The sequence below is a fragment of the Campylobacter sp. BCW_6463 genome (assembly GCF_001762785.1).
In the GTDB taxonomy this organism is placed as follows: domain Bacteria; phylum Campylobacterota; class Campylobacteria; order Campylobacterales; family Campylobacteraceae; genus Campylobacter_D; species Campylobacter_D jejuni.
In genome coordinates this window covers 24,215-38,565 of the sequence record NZ_MJXL01000041.1, presented here as the reverse complement: position 1 = coordinate 38,565, position 14,351 = coordinate 24,215, and the positions used below count along the sequence as shown (strand labels likewise).

The window sequence follows — 14,351 nt, the reverse complement described above, 5'->3', positions numbered from 1 at the left end:
TAATTTTTATAATTTTACTACACAAAGCTTAATTTATCGATGCTTATAATACATATAAGCACTTAAACAACCCAAAATTATAATAGGCACTACAATGCCAATTTCACTTGCAATCACACTATTTTCGCTTAATCTAGTAAGCAAAAACAAGACTCCCCAAATCATCAAAGTCACTACAAAAGCTATAAAAGTTACAAAAGCAAGATTAAAAAATCTTGCTATTACAGGAAAAAAATAATACATAATAAGCATTAAAAATGGTGCAAAAAAAGGAGTAAAAACAAATTTATAAAGATTGATTTTAAGAGCATCTGTATTGACATTTTGCGCCTTAAAAAGCTCAAAACTTTCAAGTGCGTCAGATATTGAATAATCACTATTACTAGCAACCCCTTCTATAATCTTTGGTTTAAAACCCTCAAGTGATTTAAGCTCGGAGAAATCTTGTATCTTTAAACCATCATTAGCAAGTTCATAATTTTTAGGTAATAATGTAATATTACCATCTCGCAAAATCCAACTTTCACCTTCAAAATGGGCATTTTTAGCACTTACAAAAGAGCTTAAATTTAAATCATTGATATTAAAAATTTTTATATTTTGAGCACTATTTTGTCCATGATTTATCTTTGAAATATAAACAAAATTATTGTTAAATTTCAAAAACACTTCTCCACTTTGATTCATAATAGTGCCATTTTTTAAAATATTTCTCTTATAATCATTTGCATAAGCAAAAGAAGTAAAATTCAATCCTATATAAATACAACAAAAAAATAAAGCCCATAAAAAAGGAAATAAAATAACATAATTTCTGCTCAGTCCTAATGCATAAAGACTTACAAATTCATTTGCCCTGATCATGGAAATCAAAGAAACTACCAAGGCAAAAATCAAAGAAATGGGTAATACATAAGGTACTGCCGAGAAAGATAAAAACATAATATAAAGCAAATCAAGATTTGCGGCTTTTGGTAGATCTTTAAAATTTAAGAGCAAATCAATACCACAATAAAAACCAAGTAAAGAAAAAAATATAATAAAAAAATTTTTTAGATAAATCCCTGAAATAAAACGAAAAAATATCCACATCTTAAGCCTTTAGGCTGTATTTAGATGATATAGCAGACAAATCATCATTTTCAATAAGCTCAAGCAAAGCTTTTTTTGTATGCTCTAAAACTTTGCTTAAAGTTATTTCTTCTTCGGCTTTAAACTTGCCCAAAACATGGGAAATCACATTTTCACCCTTTCCCACTCCTATACGCACTCTTTCATAATCATTTCCACATAAAGTATCTATGCTTTTAAGCCCATTATGTCCACCACTTGAACCGCCTTTTTTAAAGCGCAAGGCTCCTAAATTTATATCTATATCATCATGGATAACTATCATTCTTTCGCATTTATAAAAATCATTCACTGCTTTTACACTAAGTCCTGAATTATTCATATAAGTACTAGGTTTAAGAAGAAGCAAAGAAGAACCTATTTTAAAAAGTTCTCCTTTAAATTTAGAGTTTGTAAGATTTGTAAAATTGCTTTCTTTTAAAAGCAAGTCAATTAGCATAAAACCGACATTATGACGGGTATTTTCATACTCTACGCCTATATTGCCAAGCCCTACGACTAAAATCATCTAGCTTTTTCTACACCTACAACCGCTACTCTATCAGCATCAATCATAGTTACTCCCGCAGGAACTACAATATCACGAACAAGCAAAGCATCACCCACATCAAGCTTACTTACATCAAGTTCGAAGAAATTTGGCAAATTTTCAGCTGCACATTTTACTTTTAATCTTCTTTTTGATTGGATTAAAACACCTTTATTTTTAAGACCTATAGCTGTTCCTGTGATTTTAACTGGAACCATGTATTTAGAAATCACACCTTTTTGTGCAACTTTTAAATCCACATGTTTAAGTTCTGCAGTTACAGGATCTTTTTGATAATCCACAACTACAACGCTTAAAGTTTGAGAACCTACTTTTACATCAAAAATTAAAGTAGTTTTTTTACGAACTTCCTTAATAAACTCATTTACTTTAAAAGCGGCATTGATGTTTTCTAATCCTTTTCCATAGATGTTTGCGATTAGATAACCATCTCTTTTTAAAGCTTTAGCAGCTTTTCTACCGATACTCTCTCTAACGATACCTTCTAACATCTTTTGTCCTTTCTTAAAAAATGAGCTTTGATTATATCTAATTTTGGCTTATGGAAAAGTAAATTTATAGCTTCTTTTAATTTCTTTAAGATATAATTTGTTTTATAAATTATGTTAATTTAAGGCTTCATGTGAATGAAAAATTCAATATCAATATAGCTTGGTTTTTAATAATCTTAGGTGGGATTATAGAATGCTTTTGGGTAAGCGGACTTAAGTATTCTACAGAAATTTGGCACTATATTTTAACAGCCATTGGGGTTTGTATTTCTTTTACTTGCTTTTTAAAAGCTTGTGAAAGACTTGAAGTAAGTATTACTTATAGTGTTTTTGTAGGCATTGGCACTGTTGGGGTGGTTTTAAATGAAATGTTTATTTTTAACGAGGCTGTTTCTATAGTTAAACTTGTGCTTATAGCGATTTTACTTTTAAGCATTATAGCCCTTAAATGGGTAAGCAAGGAAGCTTAGTTATGGAATGGTTTTATTTGTTTTTAGCTACTGCTTGTGAAATTTTTGGTGTGGTGATCATGAAAGAACTTGTAAGCACTAAAAACAAGCTTTACCTTTTGGCTTTGATTGTGTGTTTTGGATTTTCTTTTACTTTTTTAAGCTTAAGTATGCAAAATATCGCTATGAGTGTTGCTTATGCTATATGGACAGGAGCTGGAACTGCTGGTGGGGTAATGATAGGAGTACTTTTTTATAAAGAAAGTAAAAGTTTTTTAAAACTTTTTTTAATCGCTGTGATTATTGCTTGTACAGTAGGTTTAAAATTTCTTTCTTAAGGATTTTTTGTGCAAATTTATGTGAGTGGAATACATACTGATGTAGGAAAAACACATTTTAGTGCAGCTTTTTGCGCGAATTTTAACTATGACTATTTTAAACTCATTCAAGCAGGAACTCCAACAGATAGCGATTTTATTGCAAAATTTAGCCCAAAAACAAAGATTTTTAAAGAAGGTATTTTTTTGCAAACTCCAGCTTCTCCTCATCTTGGAAAAATCAAAGAAAAGCTTGATTATAAAGCCTTAGATATCATTTTACCAAAAAGCAAAAACCTACTTATTGAGCTTGCGGGTGGGCTTTTTTCTCCTATGGATGAAAATTACACTATGATTGATTTTATGAATATTTTTAAACACCCTACGATTTTAGTAGCAAAATACTATCTTGGAAGTATTAATCATATCTTGCTTAGCATTGAAGCTTTAAAGCAAAGAAATATCAATATTTTAGCCCTTGTGATGATGGGTAAAAAAGATATCTTACAAGATGATTTTATAAAAAATTATGCAAAAATTCCTATAATCAATCTTGATTTTTTTGATGAAAATAGTATTTTAAATAAAGATTTTAAAGAACAAATGCAAGAAATTTTACAACTTAAAATTCCTTAAAAATCTGCTCTAAACTCTCTACTACATAAACGATTTGTTCTTTTGTGATGATGTAAGGAGGCATAAAATAAATCGTATTTGCCAAAGGTCTTAAAAGCAAACCTTTTTCTAAGGCTTTTTGAAATACAAAAAGCCCCACGCGTTCATATTTATAACTTAAAATATCAAAAGCACTAATCATTCCGCAAGTTCTAAAATTTCCTAAAAAATCAAATTTTTTAAGTTTTGAAAATTCTTGTTGGATAAAGGCGCTTAAAATTTGATTTTTTTCTAAAATATTTTCATTTTCAAAGATATCTAAAACCGCATTAGCCGCTGCACAAGCTAGAGTATTTCCTGTATAACTATGAGAATGTAAAAAGGCTTTTTGCTCGCTATAAGGTGCATAAAAGGCATTATAAATTTCATCCTTTGTAAGCACCACAGAAAGAGGCATAAATCCTCCTGTAATTCCCTTTGAAAGACAGATAAAATCAGGGCTTTGTTTGCATTGATGCAAGGCAAACAAAGTTCCTGTGCGTCCAAAACCCACTGCAATTTCATCAAAAATCACTTGCACATTAAAATCATGGCAAAGCTTGATCGCTTCATCGATAAAACCAACTTCATACATGTGCATATTTCCCGCACATTGCACCAAGGGTTCAAGAATAAAAGCACAAATTTCACTCGAGTGTTTTTCTAAAATATCTTTTAAAATTTCAAGCTCTTTAGTATAGTCTTTACCTTGTGGCACAGGAGTGCTTAAACACTCTAAAAGCAAGGCTTTGTAAGTATCTTTATATAGCGCAACATCGCCTACGCTTAAAGCCCCTAAGGTTTCACCATGATAGGAATTGCTTAGGGATAAAAATTTATTTTTTTTCAAACCTTTATTTAAATGATAATGAAAACTCATTTTAAGTGCTACTTCAATGGCACTTGAGCCATTATCTGCATAAAAACATTTATTAAAATCACGCCCCACTTTTTCACAAAGTCTAGCCGAAAGTTTGATGATAGGCTCATGTGTAAAACCTGCTAAAATCACATGTTCAAGCTCATTAACTTGTTTTTTAATGGCATTTGCGATTTTTTCATTACAATGACCAAAAAGATTTACCCACCAAGAACTCACACAATCCATATAAGCTTTATCATCAAAATCATAAAGCCACACGCCTTTTGCTGTTTTTATAGGGATTAAAGGTAAAGTTTCGTGATCTTTCATTTGTGTGCAAGGGTGCCAAATGTGTTTTAAATCGAGATTTTTTAAGATTTGATTTTGCATCATAACTTCTTTTTTAAAAATATTTTGGCAAAATAATACTTTAAATTTTTAAATTTACAGGAAAAAAATGAAGCTTGAAAAAATTTTGCAAGATCTAGAGCAAAATCACAATCTAAGAACTCTAACGCCTTTAAAACATGAAAATAAATTTGTTTATAAGCAAGATCAAAAACTTTTAAATTTAGCAGGAAATGATTATCTTTATTTGGCGTCTTCTAAAGAGTTAAAAGCTGAGTTTTTGAACACCTTAAAAGAGCAAGATTTATTTTTTTCAAGTTCGAGTTCAAGAAGTTTGAGTGGAAATTTTGAAATTTATGAAGAATTAGAAAGTTTTTTAAAGACTAAATTTAAAGATAAGGAAATTTTACATTTTAATAGTGGTTATCATCTAAATATCTCTTGTATAGCAGCACTTTCTAGCGTTTCTAAGACGCTTTTTTTAACCGATAAATTTATTCATGCAAGTATGATTGATGGTTTAAGACTTGGCGGAGCTGATTTTTTTCGTTTTCATCATAAAGATATGAATCATTTAGAGAGTTTAATCCAAAAACATTATGATAAATATGAAAATATCATCGTTTTAAGCGAAGCTTTGTTTAGTATGGATGGAGATTTTAGCGATTTTAAAACTTTGTGTGAGCTTAAAAGACGTTATGATAAAATTAAGCTTTATATAGATGAAGCACACAGCGTGGGTTGTTTTGATGAAGAAGGTTTGGGGCTTGTTAAAAAACTAGCCTTGGAAAATGAAGTGGATTTTTTGGTTTTTACCTTTGGTAAAGCCATTGCTTCCATAGGTGCTTGTATAATATGTGATGAAAAATATAAAAAATTTTTCATCAACAAAGCTAGAGCTTTTATTTATTCTACAGCCTTGCCACCTATTAATGTAGCTTGGACGCAATTTATTTTTAAAAAAATGCCTTATTTTAAGAAAGAAAGAGAAAAATTAGAGTTTTTAAGTACTTTTTTTAAAAGTAAATTGCAAGAAAAAAATCACACTGTTTTAGGCGATGCTTATATTATTTGCTTGCTTTTAGGTGAAAATAAAAAAGCCTTAGAAATTTCACAAAAACTCCAAAAAGCTGGATTTTTTGCTCCTGCGATCAAAGAACCTACCGTGCCAAAGAATAAAGCCAGAATTCGTTTTTCCTTACATGCAGGACTTAACACAGAAGAACTTGAAAGGATAATAGAGCTTTTATGAAATATGAATTTTTATGTAAAAATCCTGATTCAAAAAAACTTATAGTGATATTTGGGGGATTTGCTTCACATCCTAGTCATTTTTCGCATTTAAAAAGCAATAAAAATGTGATTTTATTTTATGATTATGAAAATTTTGATTTAAATTTTGATTTCAAAGCTTTTGATGAACTTTTTTTAATCGCTTTTTCTATGGGGGTTTGCGTAGCAAATAGACTTTTAAAAGAGCTTAATTTTAAACAAAAAATAGCCATAAATGGCACAAATTTAGGTATAGATAAATCAAAAGGAATTCATCCTACAATTTTTAAAAAAACCCTGCAAAATTTTAAATTAGAAAATTTCAAAGAAGTTTTATTTGAAGAACGCAAAAGCTTAGTCAAAGATTTTATTTTTAAAGATGAAAAAGCTTTAAAAATAGAACTTGAAAAACTTTTTGACTTTGCTTTAACAAAACAAGAAGAAAATTTGCTTTGGGATAAGGTTTATTCAAGTAAAGAAGATAAAATTTTTCCACCAAATACTTTAAAAAATGCTTTTTCAAAACTTATTTTTTTAGATGAACCGCATTTTGCTTTTTTTGATTTTAAAACTTGGGATGAAATTTGAATTTTTTAAAAGCAAAAGATTATGAAAAACATGCAAAAGTGCAAGATTTTATGGGTTTAAAACTTTGTGAAATTTTAAAAGATTTAAAAATTTCACATTTTGAAAAAGTGTTTGAATTTGGTTGCGGTAGAGGTGAATTGAGCAAAAAACTTCAAAATTTCATTACTTTTGATGAATATTTAAAAAACGATATTTTAGATTTTAAAGAAAATTCTAATATTTTAATTTTTGATATGAACGAAATTGCAAAACAAGATTTAAGTAAAGAGAAATTTGATCTTATTGTTTCAAATGCAACTTTGCAATGGCTTGATTTAAAACGCATTTTACCAAGTCTTAGGGATATGCTAAATCAAAATGGGATTTTACTTCTTTCTACTTTTGCAGAACAAAATTTAAAAGAAATCAAGCAAAGCACGGGTTTTGGTTTAAATTATTTTAGCTTAAATGAATTAGAGCAAATTTTTAAAGTCTATTTTAATGAGGTAAAAATTACTCAAGAACTCATAGAATTAAGCTTTGATAATGCTTTAGATGTTTTTAGGCATTTAAAATTTAGCGGTGTAAATTCTTTAGGATTTTATCCTTTAAATAAAAGTTTTTTAAAAGAATTTGAAGAAAAATTTCAAAACAAACTCACTTATCATCCTGTATTTATTTTATGCAAAAATGATATAAAATGAATTTTTTGTGTTATAATCCAAAAATTAAATTTTTACACAAGGAAAACTAAATGAAAAAGTTTATAGTATTTTTTGGGATTTTGTTTTTTACCTTACATCTAAATGCACAAAATTTAAGCATTTTTGTAGCTTCTTCAGCTTCAAAGGCAATGAGTGAAGTTAAAGATGAGTTTTTGAAAACACATCCAGAAGATAAAATAGAATTGGTTTTTGGTGCTTCTGGAAAATATTATGAACTTTTAAAACAAGGAAGAGAATTTGATCTCTTTTTTTCAGCGGATACTAAATATACTAAGGCTATTTATGATGATAAAAATGCCTTAATAAAGCCAAAAGTTTATGTTTTAGGAGTTTTGGCTTTGTATAGTTTGGATGAAAATTTACTCCAAAGAGGCATTGAAAATTTAAAAGAAAAGGCAGGTAAAATCACGCATCTAAGCATAGCCAATCCTAAAGTAGCTCCTTATGGAGTAGCAGCTAAAGAAGTGCTTGAAAATTTGGATTTAAATGAGCTTTTTAAAGACAAAATCGTTTTAGGCGAAAATATCTCAGTGCCTGTTTTACATGTAGATAGTAAAAATGCAGATATAGCTATAGTGGCTTATTCTTTAGTTTCTCCTATCAATCATCCTAAAGGTAAAACAAGTATTATTAATCCAAAGTATTTTAGTCCTTTAGAGCAAAGTTATGTCATCACAAAATATGCTAAGGATAAAAAATTAGCCTTTGAATTTAGTGAATTTATTAGCTCTTCAAAAGCAAAAGAGATTTTTAAAAAATACGGATTTAGCACACCATGAACCTTATAAAAGGACAAATTTACGAGCTTTTAAATCAAGAGGATATAGTTATTGTTAAAATACTTTCTAAAGAAGTGATTTTTAGTGTTTTAATGCTTGAATTAAAGTCTTTAGAAAATTTAAAAATTGGTGCGAGTGTAGAACTTCTTTTTAAAGAGCATGAGCTTTGTTTTAGCACAAGCAAAACTCTTTTAAGTGTTGAAAATTCTTTTTTAGCTAAAATTACAAAAATTAAAAAAGGCGAACTTTTGTATCAGGTATTTTTTGATTTTAAGGGTAATGAGCTTTCTAGTATCATCACCAAAGAAAAAGCCTTAGAACTTGAACTTTGTGAAAATCAAGAATGGCTTTGTTTTGTAAAAGCAAATGATATTGTATTAAGGAGTCATAGTGCTTGAACCAGCTTTTTTACAAACCCTTTATCTTACTTTTAAACTTGCTTTTATCACGACTTTTATTCTTTTTTTTATCGGTGTTTTTTTAGCTTATTTGTTAAGTTTTGTGCGTTTTCCTTTTAAAACAATCCTTCAAAGCTTTATTTCTTTGCCTTTGATTTTACCTCCTAGTGTTTTGGGATTTTATTTGCTTGTAACTTTTTCGGCTAATAGTTTTTTAGGGCAAGTTTTAAAAGAATATTTTAATCTTTCTTTGGTTTTTAGTTTTGAAGGTCTTGTTTTTGCTTCTTTGATTTTTTCTTTGCCTTTTATGGTAAATCCTTTGCAAAGTGCCTTTTCATCGATCAATCCAAATTTACTCGATGCTTCTTATAGTTTAGGTAAAAGTAAAATTTACACTCTTTTTAGAGTGATTTTGCCTAATTCTAAAGCAGGAATTTTTAGTGCTTGTGCGATGAGTTTTGCCCATACTGTGGGTGAATTTGGAGTCGTGATGATGATAGGAGGACATAAACAAGGTGAAACTTTAGTAGCTAGTATAGCTATTTATGATGAGCTTGAGATCTTAAACTATAGCTTAGCCCATCAATATGCTTTTATATTGTTTATTTTTTCTTTTTTAGTGCTTTTTAGTCTTTATTTTGTCAATAAAAAAATGAGTTTTCAATGATAAAAATTGATATCAATCATCCTATGAATACCGCCAAAGGAAGACTGGATTTAAATTTTAAAAAAGATATAGAATCAGGAAAAATTACCGCACTTTTTGGCGAAAGTGGAGCAGGAAAAACCACTCTTTTAAAAATCATAGCAGGACTTATAAAGCCTAAATTGGGGCGTATAGAAGTAGATAATGAACTTTGGTTTGATTCTTCAAAAAATTTTAGTTTAGCTTTGCAAAAAAGAAAAATTGGTTTTGTTTTTCAAGATTATGCGCTTTTTCCAAATATGAATGTAAAAGAAAATATCGCCTATGCCGCTAGTTCTAAAGCAAAGGTTAGCGAGCTTTTAGCCTTAATGGGACTTGAAAATTTAGCTAAAATTTATCCTAAACATTTAAGCGGAGGACAAGCACAAAGAGTAGCTTTAGCAAGAGCTTTAGCAAGGGAACCAAAAATTTTGCTTTTAGATGAGCCTTTGAGTGCTTTGGATTTTAAAATGCGCGCCAATTTACAAGATGAATTGGCTAAAATTTTAGAGTATTTTAAGATAAGTACTTTATTGGTAAGTCATGATTTAGCTGAAATTTATAAGTTAAGTCATAGAATTTTAGAGCTTAGGAATGGAAAAATCATTAAGGATTTTCCTAAAAATGAATTTTTTACTCATTCAAGTATTAGTGCAAAATTGCGTTTGAGTGCAACTTTGTTAGAAATTAAAAAAAGTGATATTTTAGTGGTTTTAACCTTGCTTTTAAATCAAGACATTATTAAAATTACTCTTAGTGAAGAGGAATTTTTAAAAGCTTATCAAGATATAAAAATAGGCGATACTCTCATACTTTCAGTAAAAGCTTTTAATCCTATTATTGTTGGAAAAATTAGCTAAATACTTATTTAATAATTCTTCCCTTATTTTAATATTTTTAATGTCCTTTATATCAACATTTAAAGCAAAAGATAAAATTTTGTTTTCAGTCTTTACAAATCCAACAATCCAAGCTAAATTGATATTATCATTAAAACCTGTTTTAGCATAAATTTTTTGGATTTTATCTTCCTTAAAAAGAATAATTTCTTTAACTTCTTCTTGACTTTTTTTGGAAAAAGGTAAAGAATTTTGCGAAAGTTTAAAAAGCAAATCAGCTTGATTTTTTGCAGAAATTTGTAAAGAATTATCCAACCAAAAGGTATCGATTTTTGAAATTTTTGTATTTCCATAAGAAAGTTTATTTAAGCCTTCTTGCATGGTTTTAAGTCCTATTTTTCTTGCCAATTCTTTAAAAGCAGGCACTTGAGAGCGTTTTATGGCTGAGCTTAAACTAGCATCTTGTTTCCAAGAGGGCAAAAATACTTTTTCACCCTTATAATGATAGAAAATTTCCTTTGTATCTCTAACTACACCATTATCAAGTGCAATTAAAGCATTAAAAATTTTAAAAGTTGAAGCAGGAGAAAAGGTTTGTTTAGCTCTTTGAAAATCATTACTTGCATAATTTTTTCCATCAAAGACTATAAAAGTCCCACTTGTATTACAATCTTTAAAAAAATTACCAAGTATTTTATCCTCTCCAATGGCTATATTCAAAAACAATATAAATACAATAAAATTTCTCATTGCTCTTTATATTTTGATAAGACTTTTCTCATTGCTAAACTTGCTAAAGCCAAACCAAAAGAAGCTGTTACACCCATAAAAGAACCTAAATCTTTACAATGTGCTTCTTCATCAGAAAATACCACATCAAAATTTCCCTTAAAGCCTGATTTTCTAAGTTCATAACGAAATTTTTTCGCTAAAGCATCGCCGTGAGTATTAAAAATACTTGTAGTTTTAATGCGTGTTGGATCAAGCTTTCTAGCTCCACCTGTTGAAGAGATAAAAATTTGTTTTTTAAAATCTATAAGATGAGCCAAAGCTACTTTTGCAGGGATATCATCAATGGCATCTATGATAAGATCAAACTCGCTTAAATCAAATTTTTCTAAAAAATCTTCATCGATTTTGCTGACTATACCTTTAGCCTTATAAATTCTTTCAAATACTTTAGCTTTTTCTTCGCCTATATTTTCGCTATGAATTTGGCGATTTTGATTGGTGATTTCAAATTTATCCGCATCGATTAAAGTAAGGTTTTTAAAACCACTACGATAAAGTGCATCAACGCAAATTCCACCCACTCCACCAAGTCCGCAAACCAAAACTTTTGTTTGTGAAATTTTTTGAAATTTTTCTTCTCCAACTAGCCATTTTATACGTGTAAATCTATCATTCATCATTTGCCTTTAACCATTTTTTAACTTTTTTCATTTTTTCATAAGCTGTAAGATCCAGCATTATAGGGGTTATTGTAGCGTAGCCTTTTTTAAGTAAGACAATATCGCTATTTTTCTCATCTTCAAAGTCTAAATTCGCTGCTGCAAGCCAATAATACTCAACTCCTCTTGGATTGACATTTGAGTGGGCTTCAAAATTATAAACCCTTTTGCCTGCTTTACAAATTTTAATGCCTTTGATTTTTGATTTTGCAGGAAAATTGATATTTAAAAATTCTTTTTTTTCCAAAGGAAAACCTTTATCAAAAATATTTTGAATGATTTTTTTGGTAATTTTTAAAGCATTTTTATAGTCTAGTTCTTTTTCGCTTTTTTTATAAAATTGAGAAAGAGCGATAGCAGGAATTCCTTGTAAAACCGCCTCCATAGCTCCTGCACAAGTTCCTGAGTAGGTAATATCTTCACCTACGTTTGCTCCTTTGTTAATCCCACTGATTACAAGATCAGGCAAGCGTGTTTTATAAAGTGCGTGAAGTGCAAGATAAATACAATCTGCTGGAGTACCATCATCAAGCTTGTAAAATCTTTTTCCTACTCTAACAAAACGCAAAGGTTTAGTTAGAGTTATGGAATGTGAACAAGCTGATTTTTCACTAGCAGGAGCTACTATGGTGATCTTGGCTTTAAATTCTTTTTTTAACATTTTAATGAGTTTTTTAAGTCCTTTGCTCTCATAGCCATCATCATTAGTGATAAGAATTTCTTTCATTGCTTTTCCTTATTGGATATTTTAACATAAAAAGCTTTAAGAATAAATACAAATAAAGCTATATCGGAATGTTCTTTATAATTAATTCTTTTATTCTCAACTCAATAAAGTAATTCACAATTAACTCAAAATTAACTTAATTTTTATTATTTAGTCCAATCTACACTTTAGAATCACGATTTTAATCGTAACTCTTCTAGTGTTCAAATATTTTGAATTCCATACTCATTTATATTTTTATTCTTAAAAACTTAAAATTCCATAGCTTAAATTTTAATAATAAAAAAACTTTTTTTATTATTAAAATTAACTTTCATTTTGATATTAATATATTTTTTTATAACTATAATTTTTCCAAAAAATTAAAATTTTATTCTTTTATAGAAGACAATTATTTAATCTTAAATTATAATTTTTTATATATTTTTAAAATTATATTATTATACTTATCAATATCTTAATTCACTCAAGGAGAAAAAATGCAAAAATTTCATTCTATGATAGTATTAAGCTTATTATTGATATTTTTTATCGGATGCTCTTCTAAAGAGCTTAATCCTCTGGGACGATCTTACGGTGATTTGCATGATAGCGATCCACTTAAAATAGGAAAAACACCTACAATACCAGCCAAACAAGAAACTCCTGCTTTAGTTGATGGTTCAGATTTGATACCAAAAGATGTTCCTTTAGAACCACCTGTAATAAAAACAAATACTTTTAAAGGTAATGATTTTGTTAAAGGACCTTCGCCTAGATTACAATCAAATGGAAAATTTAATGATGCATCTGTATATGAAAATAGAGGATATCCTAGTGATTTTGTAACCATAATGGGTCCATCAGGAGCTGCTTTAACTGTATGGGCTTTAAGACCCGGAAATTGGATATGGGGCTATACTTTATATTCAAGTATACCTTTTGGCGATGCAAATGTCTGGCAAATCATAGAATTTCCTCAAAACAAAGTTATGATTAAAAACGTTAAGACGCTTACATGTCTCAATGCTTATGGCGAAGGGATTGTCCATTACCCTTGCGATCAAAGCAATTTTGCTCAATTTTGGATATTATTTCCTATGAGTAATGGTGCTTACCAAATTTATAATTACGCAACTCAAAAATGCATTCAAACGCCTATAAATGATGTGATGAAAGAATTTGATTTTAGTTATTATAAAATATTTCTTACTGATTGTTTAAAATCAGGAGAAAAAAATTTAGATAGACAGTGGTATATAGCACCGCCTACTTATGCTACTCATAGTCCCTATAGATAAATTTTTGGAGTTAATTATGAAAAAAATATTATTAATCATTTTAAGTATAAATTTAAGCTTTGCTTCTTTAGAAGATTATAATGCTGGAACATGGAATTTACAAGGTTCTTCAGCATCAACAGAAAGTAAATGGAATATTAGTATTAGACAACTTGTTACGGGAAGCAATCCTATGGATGTCTTAGCTATTCAAGAAGCAGGTGTTTTACCATCCACTGCAGTAATGACACAAAGACAAGTTCAACCTGTTGGGGTGGGTATTCCTATCCATGAATACGAATGGAATCTAGGAACCTTATCTCGTCCTAATTCAGTTTTTATATATTATTCAAGAGTTGATGTAGGAGCAAATAGAGTTAATATGGCAATAGTAAGTAGAAGACAAGCGGATGAAGTAATTGTATTACCTCCTCCAACCGTTGCTTCAAGACCTATCATAGGAATCCGTATTGGCAATGATGTATTTTTCAACGCACATGCTTTAGCAAGAGGAGGAAATGATGCAGGTGCTATAGTTACTGCTGTTGATATGCATTTTAGAAACATGCCTCAAATTAATTGGATGATCTTGGGAGATTTTAATAGAAATCCAGGCTCATTAGCATCTTTATTAGATCGAGGATTAAGGGATCGTATATATTTTGTTTCTCCTGCTTCTTATACTCAAGCAAGTGGTGGTGTTCTTGATTACGCTGTTACAGGAAATTCTGATACAACTAGAAGATATACTCCCCCAGCTATACTAGCCATACTAGCTGCTGCTGGACTTAGAACATTTTTAGCTTCAGATCATTTTCCTGTGAATTTTAGAAAATTTTTTTAATAT

The 14,351-nt window shown here is 29.3% G+C and carries 19 protein-coding genes; 12 read left to right on the top strand and 7 right to left on the bottom strand.

Going from position 1 to position 14,351, the window contains the following annotated elements:
- Positions 1-33 precede the first annotated feature (33 nt).
- From AJ884_RS04340 to AJ884_RS04330, 3 genes are read right to left on the bottom strand one after another with little or no spacing between them, the layout of a single operon-like run.
- Complete coding sequence (locus AJ884_RS04340; protein ID WP_070239976.1) at positions 34-1,092, bottom strand: LptF/LptG family permease; 1,059 nt, start codon at positions 1,090-1,092, stop codon at positions 34-36.
- A 1-nt stretch (position 1,093) separates the two neighbouring features.
- The gene (gene pth / locus AJ884_RS04335; RefSeq protein ID WP_002892865.1) at positions 1,094-1,639 is read right to left on the bottom strand and encodes an aminoacyl-tRNA hydrolase; all 546 of its coding nucleotides are present in this window, start codon (positions 1,637-1,639) and stop codon (positions 1,094-1,096) included.
- Positions 1,636-2,172 (bottom strand): 50S ribosomal protein L25/general stress protein Ctc, encoded by a 537-nt coding sequence (locus tag AJ884_RS04330; protein ID WP_002791314.1) that lies wholly within the window; start codon positions 2,170-2,172, stop codon positions 1,636-1,638. Before AJ884_RS04330 ends, pth begins: the two co-directional genes overlap by 4 nt.
- A gap of 131 nt (positions 2,173-2,303) precedes the next feature.
- Here AJ884_RS04330 and AJ884_RS04325 point away from each other — a divergent pair, with 131 nt between their 5' ends.
- Genes AJ884_RS04325 through AJ884_RS04315 form a run of 3 tightly spaced genes read left to right on the top strand, consistent with a single transcriptional unit; the run spans position 2,304 to position 3,574 of the window.
- Entirely contained in the window at positions 2,304-2,642 is a 339-nt protein-coding gene (locus AJ884_RS04325) for a DMT family transporter (protein WP_002892867.1), read from the top strand.
- Between the two features lie 2 nt (positions 2,643-2,644).
- Positions 2,645-2,959, top strand: coding sequence for a DMT family transporter (locus AJ884_RS04320; protein ID WP_002794052.1), 315 nt, complete (start codon positions 2,645-2,647; stop codon positions 2,957-2,959).
- A 9-nt stretch (positions 2,960-2,968) separates the two neighbouring features.
- Positions 2,969-3,574: a dethiobiotin synthase gene (locus AJ884_RS04315; RefSeq protein WP_070233671.1), complete on the top strand. Its 606-nt coding sequence runs from the start codon at positions 2,969-2,971 to the stop codon at positions 3,572-3,574.
- Here the strand turns inward: AJ884_RS04315 and AJ884_RS04310 are convergent.
- A complete protein-coding gene (locus AJ884_RS04310; RefSeq protein ID WP_070233672.1) occupies positions 3,561-4,844 on the bottom strand; it encodes an adenosylmethionine--8-amino-7-oxononanoate transaminase in 1,284 nt (427 codons plus the stop codon). The genes AJ884_RS04315 and AJ884_RS04310 overlap by 14 nt on opposite strands.
- 67 nt (positions 4,845-4,911) lie before the next feature.
- On the opposite strand from AJ884_RS04310, the gene AJ884_RS04305 reads away from it, so the two are divergent.
- From AJ884_RS04305 to AJ884_RS04275, 7 genes are read left to right on the top strand one after another with little or no spacing between them, the layout of a single operon-like run.
- The gene (locus AJ884_RS04305; RefSeq protein ID WP_070274992.1) at positions 4,912-6,054 is read left to right on the top strand and encodes an aminotransferase class I/II-fold pyridoxal phosphate-dependent enzyme; all 1,143 of its coding nucleotides are present in this window, start codon (positions 4,912-4,914) and stop codon (positions 6,052-6,054) included.
- Entirely contained in the window at positions 6,051-6,662 is a 612-nt protein-coding gene (locus tag AJ884_RS04300) for a pimeloyl-ACP methyl esterase BioG family protein (protein ID WP_070233674.1), read from the top strand. Before AJ884_RS04305 ends, AJ884_RS04300 begins: the two co-directional genes overlap by 4 nt.
- Positions 6,659-7,345 (top strand): malonyl-ACP O-methyltransferase BioC, encoded by a 687-nt coding sequence (gene bioC / locus AJ884_RS04295; RefSeq protein ID WP_070233675.1) that lies wholly within the window; start codon positions 6,659-6,661, stop codon positions 7,343-7,345. Before AJ884_RS04300 ends, bioC begins: the two co-directional genes overlap by 4 nt.
- A gap of 50 nt (positions 7,346-7,395) precedes the next feature.
- Positions 7,396-8,145 (top strand): molybdate ABC transporter substrate-binding protein, encoded by a 750-nt coding sequence (modA, locus tag AJ884_RS04290; protein ID WP_070278324.1) that lies wholly within the window; start codon positions 7,396-7,398, stop codon positions 8,143-8,145.
- Positions 8,142-8,543, top strand: coding sequence for a molybdopterin-binding protein (locus AJ884_RS04285; protein ID WP_070233677.1), 402 nt, complete (start codon positions 8,142-8,144; stop codon positions 8,541-8,543). The genes modA and AJ884_RS04285 overlap by 4 nt, the downstream gene beginning before the upstream one ends.
- Positions 8,536-9,210: a molybdate ABC transporter permease subunit gene (modB, locus tag AJ884_RS04280; RefSeq protein WP_070233678.1), complete on the top strand. Its 675-nt coding sequence runs from the start codon at positions 8,536-8,538 to the stop codon at positions 9,208-9,210. The genes AJ884_RS04285 and modB overlap by 8 nt, the downstream gene beginning before the upstream one ends.
- Positions 9,207-10,088, top strand: coding sequence for a sulfate/molybdate ABC transporter ATP-binding protein (locus tag AJ884_RS04275; RefSeq protein WP_070233679.1), 882 nt, complete (start codon positions 9,207-9,209; stop codon positions 10,086-10,088). The genes modB and AJ884_RS04275 overlap by 4 nt, the downstream gene beginning before the upstream one ends.
- Here AJ884_RS04275 and AJ884_RS04270 read toward each other — a convergent pair.
- From AJ884_RS04270 to surE, 3 genes are read right to left on the bottom strand one after another with little or no spacing between them, the layout of a single operon-like run.
- A complete protein-coding gene (locus AJ884_RS04270; RefSeq protein WP_070233680.1) occupies positions 10,044-10,817 on the bottom strand; it encodes an OXA-184 family class D beta-lactamase OXA-614 in 774 nt (257 codons plus the stop codon). The genes AJ884_RS04275 and AJ884_RS04270 overlap by 45 nt on opposite strands.
- Positions 10,814-11,479, bottom strand: a complete 666-nt coding sequence (locus AJ884_RS04265) for a ThiF family adenylyltransferase (RefSeq protein ID WP_074470129.1) — start codon at positions 11,477-11,479, stop codon at positions 10,814-10,816. Before AJ884_RS04265 ends, AJ884_RS04270 begins: the two co-directional genes overlap by 4 nt.
- On the bottom strand, positions 11,469-12,245 hold the full coding sequence (gene surE, locus AJ884_RS04260) for a 5'/3'-nucleotidase SurE (protein ID WP_070233682.1): 777 nt from the start codon (positions 12,243-12,245) through the stop codon (positions 11,469-11,471). The genes AJ884_RS04265 and surE overlap by 11 nt, the downstream gene beginning before the upstream one ends.
- Positions 12,246-12,724: 479 nt before the next feature.
- Here surE and AJ884_RS04255 point away from each other — a divergent pair, with 479 nt between their 5' ends.
- Positions 12,725-13,525, top strand: a complete 801-nt coding sequence (locus AJ884_RS04255; protein ID WP_070233683.1) for an RICIN domain-containing protein — start codon at positions 12,725-12,727, stop codon at positions 13,523-13,525.
- Positions 13,526-13,541: 16 nt separating this feature from the next.
- A complete protein-coding gene (locus tag AJ884_RS04250; RefSeq protein ID WP_070233684.1) occupies positions 13,542-14,348 on the top strand; it encodes a cytolethal distending toxin subunit B family protein in 807 nt (268 codons plus the stop codon).
- The last annotated feature ends 3 nt before the right edge of the window (positions 14,349-14,351 follow it).